Genomic DNA, 3,550 nt, shown 5'->3' on the forward strand with positions numbered 1-3,550 from the left:
ACCCAAATTTCTCTCTATGGCACGACGAGTTATCGAATGTAATGAACCCGTCCGTGAGTTACACCTGCCCATGGCCGGGTCCCATACAATAGCACCCTTGACGAACCCCGCTAGGTCCGGAAGGAAGCAACGGCACTCGAGGGACTATGTGATATGGGGTGCTCGGCCACTTTTGTTTTCGCGAAAGTTTTCTTGAGGGGTGTGTTTTGTCTTATCAGGTGATTGCACGCAAATGGCGTCCACAATCTTTCACTGACGTTGTCGGGCAAAACCATATTACCCAAACTCTGACGAACGCTCTTAATAACGGCCGTCTGCCTCACGCACTTTTATTCACAGGTCCTCGTGGTACGGGAAAAACTTCTTCCGCGCGTATTTTGGCGAAAGCTCTTCGCTGTCCCAATGCCGTGGGCTTTGTACCTTGTAACAACTGTGATTCGTGCAAAGAGATCGCTTCTGGTTCTAGCGTTGACGTTATGGAAATCGACGGAGCTTCGAACAACGGTGTCGATGCGATTCGTGAACTTCGTGACACTGTGGCTTTCATGCCTTCCAGTGGAAAATACAAAATCTACATCATCGACGAAGTGCACATGCTTTCCACAAGTGCCTTCAACGCCCTTCTAAAAACTTTGGAAGAGCCGCCTCCCCACGTGATCTTCATCATGGCGACAACCGAAGTTCACAAAATCCCGCAAACGATTTTGTCTCGTTGCCAACGCTTTGATTTTAGAAGAATCAGCACTCGTCAAATCACAGAAAGATTGAAAATGATCTGTGACGCTGACGGAGTTTCAGCCGAAGAGGAAGCTCTTTGGGTGATTGCTCGTCAGGGTGATGGTTCCATGCGTGACTCACAAAGTTTGCTGGATCAAGTGATCACTTTTGCCAACGGTCCTTTGACTCGCGCAAATGTTGTTGAAATTTTAGGTCTAACGGATCGCACTTTGTTGTTTGAGGCCGTGAATGCATTGATCGACAGAAACTCTCAAGCGATTTTAAGTGTGCTAGAGAAAATTTCTGCTGCCGGATTTGAACCGCATTTATTCTCTCAAGACTTGCTTGAAACAATTCGCAATTTGCTTTTGGTGAAAGTTTCCCAAGCGCAAGCGGCGCAAATGTTAGAAATGCCTGAGTCAGAAATCCAAACCTTGAGCGAAATGTCGCAACGACTTTCTGAAGAAGACATTCACATGCTCTTCGACATGGCGTTAAAAGGCGGCAACGATATTCCTCGCGCTCAGGATCCAAGAATTGTTTTAGAAGTCACATTGCTAAGAATGGCGTCTGCGCCGAAGTTAGTGGATCTAAAAACTCTGTTGCAAAATGGTGTTCCCACTTCTCACAGCGCAGGTGGGGCCAGGCCCTACACTCCGCCGGTAACTCCTCCCGCAAAAGGTCACGATCGTTTAGCTGAAGCGCAAAAAGTTGCTGAAGTTCCTAAAGGAATTGATGCGATGAAAGCCGCGCTGGAAAAAGCGAAGACGACGCACGTGAAGGCAGAGGCGGCGAAACCTGCAGCTCCTGTAACGAAAAGTGCAGAACCTGTTAAGAAAATGGCTACAGGAAATACTTCTGCGGATAAATGGGTCGATTTTGTTGAATTGCTTCGTCAAGACGATGCTTTGTTCGCAGCGAAAGTGGAAAATTTACTTTTCGCTAAGGAAGAGGGAAAGCTTTTAACCCTGGGAGTGCCTCCGAAGCTTACGTTCCTGAAAGAGCAAATGGCTGACACTCAGGTGCGTAAAAAACTGCAAGGATTTATTGATTCGTACTGGGGTGCTGGGTATTCTTTTGAAGTTATTATGGGTCGTGATCAAACCGGAGAATCCGCTTCGTCTTTGCAGCAGAAAAAGCAGCAAATGGCCGAAGAAGATCTTCGCAATAAGATCGCAGAAAATCCGATGGTGAAAGCCGCCCAGGATGTTTTCAAGGGGCAGATTAAATCCATCGTAGACACGAAGCGCGACGGCGCAGGGAGATAGTATGAAAGGCATGCAAGGCGGAATGGCTCAGCTCATGAAGCAAGCCAATCAAATGCAAATGAAAATGAAAAAAGCCCAAGAAGAGCTTGCGAAAAAAGAATACGAAGCAACTTCTGGCGGTGGCGCAGTTAAAGTAAAAGTAAACGGCGACCACATGATCACTGCATTGACTATTGATGCTGAAGTTCTAAAAGCAGGCGATGTTGAAATGCTTCAAGACATGATCTTGTCTGCAACAAACGAAGCTATCAAAACTGCGAAAGATACATCTTCAAAAGAGATGGAAAAAATCACTGGCGGTTTGAATATCCCAGGAATGTTTTAATTAATGCTACATATTGGCGCTTTAGAAAAATTAGTCCACGAATTGAGCCGTCTTCCCGGTATCGGGCCGAAGACTGCTCAACGCTTGGCTTATTTCATTCTAAAGACCAATAACGACTTCCCCGAGCGCTTAAGCGAAGCTCTTTTGCGCGTGAAAGCGGAAGTTCACGAGTGCCCTCGCTGCTTCAACTACACCGACACGGATCTTTGCCGTTTTTGTGAAGATCCTCACCGTTCTGACGAATCCATCTGTGTGGTTGAAGAACCGGCTGACATCGTTCGTATCGAATCTTCGGGTGCTTTCCGCGGACGCTATCATGTTTTGCATGGAGCGATTTCTCCACTGGAAGGTATCGGACCTCAAGATTTGAAAATCAAAGAGTTGGTTGAACGTGTTGAAGCGGGTTTGAGTGGCCAAGGTCCCGTCATCAAGGAAATCATCCTCGCATTGGATGCCGATCTTGAGGGTGACACGACGATTTTGTACCTAGCTAAGCACCTTCAGGGCAAAGGTTTGAAACTTTCTCGCATTGCCCATGGAGTTCCTATTGGCAGCGACATCGATTTCATAGATGATAGAACTATGGGTCGTGCCCTGCAAAATAGAGTGGAGCTGTAATGTCCTTTATTAACTACAATGCTAAAGAAATTCACTGCAAGGTTGTCTATTACGGTCCTTCATTGGGCGGTAAGACGACAAATATTCAGTGGGTTTATCAAAAAACGGCGGAGGATCAAAAATCCAAGCTCGTGGCATTGAACACGGACATTGAGCGCACTCTTTTCTTCGACTTCTTGCCTTTGAATGTTGGTGATATCCGTGGATTTAAGACGCGTTTTCACCTTTATACCGTTCCGGGCCAAGTTGTGTACGATGCTTCTCGTAAATTAATTCTTAAAGGTTTGGATGGCGTTATTTTCGTCGCGGACTCGCAAATCGAGCGTATGGACGAAAACTTGGAATCTCTTCGCAATTTAGAGAGAAACTTGGAACAACAAGGCTACGACATCCGCGAAATCCCTTTGATCATGCAGTACAACAAGCGTGATCTTCCTAATGTCGCTTCATTGGCTGAGCTTCGAAGTGCTTTGAATCCTTATAATGCGCCAGAAATCGAAGGATGCGCATCTGAGGGAAAAGGCGTTTTTGAGTCTTTGAAGACGGTTTCTAAGTCTATTATTAACGTCCTCAAGGGCGGAACTACTTTATAACGATCGACCGGCTTCTAGGGTGGATGGGA

At 46.3% G+C, this 3,550-nt stretch carries 4 protein-coding genes and 1 other RNA gene; all 5 read left to right on the forward strand.

Going from position 1 to position 3,550, the window contains the following annotated elements:
* Positions 1 to 72: 72 nt before the first annotated feature.
* Positions 73 to 171: signal recognition particle sRNA small type (gene ffs / locus AZI85_RS01730), an RNA gene on the forward strand.
* Positions 172 to 206: 35 nt separating this feature from the next.
* On the forward strand, positions 207 to 1,985 hold the full coding sequence (gene dnaX, locus AZI85_RS01735) for a DNA polymerase III subunit gamma/tau (RefSeq protein ID WP_063242451.1): 1,779 nt from the start codon (positions 207 to 209) through the stop codon (positions 1,983 to 1,985).
* A gap of 1 nt (position 1,986) precedes the next feature.
* The gene (locus AZI85_RS01740) at positions 1,987 to 2,310 is read left to right on the forward strand and encodes a YbaB/EbfC family nucleoid-associated protein (RefSeq protein WP_063205480.1); all 324 of its coding nucleotides are present in this window, start codon (positions 1,987 to 1,989) and stop codon (positions 2,308 to 2,310) included.
* 3 nt (positions 2,311 to 2,313) lie between these two features.
* Positions 2,314 to 2,928 (forward strand): recombination mediator RecR, encoded by a 615-nt coding sequence (gene recR, locus AZI85_RS01745; RefSeq protein WP_063205481.1) that lies wholly within the window; start codon positions 2,314 to 2,316, stop codon positions 2,926 to 2,928.
* The gene (locus AZI85_RS01750) at positions 2,928 to 3,521 is read left to right on the forward strand and encodes a GTP-binding protein (RefSeq protein WP_063205482.1); all 594 of its coding nucleotides are present in this window, start codon (positions 2,928 to 2,930) and stop codon (positions 3,519 to 3,521) included. The genes recR and AZI85_RS01750 overlap by 1 nt, the downstream gene beginning before the upstream one ends.
* Positions 3,522 to 3,550: the final 29 nt, after the last annotated feature.

It is taken from the genome of Bdellovibrio bacteriovorus, assembly GCF_001592755.1.
Taxonomy (GTDB): Bacteria; Bdellovibrionota; Bdellovibrionia; order Bdellovibrionales; family Bdellovibrionaceae; genus Bdellovibrio; species Bdellovibrio bacteriovorus_E.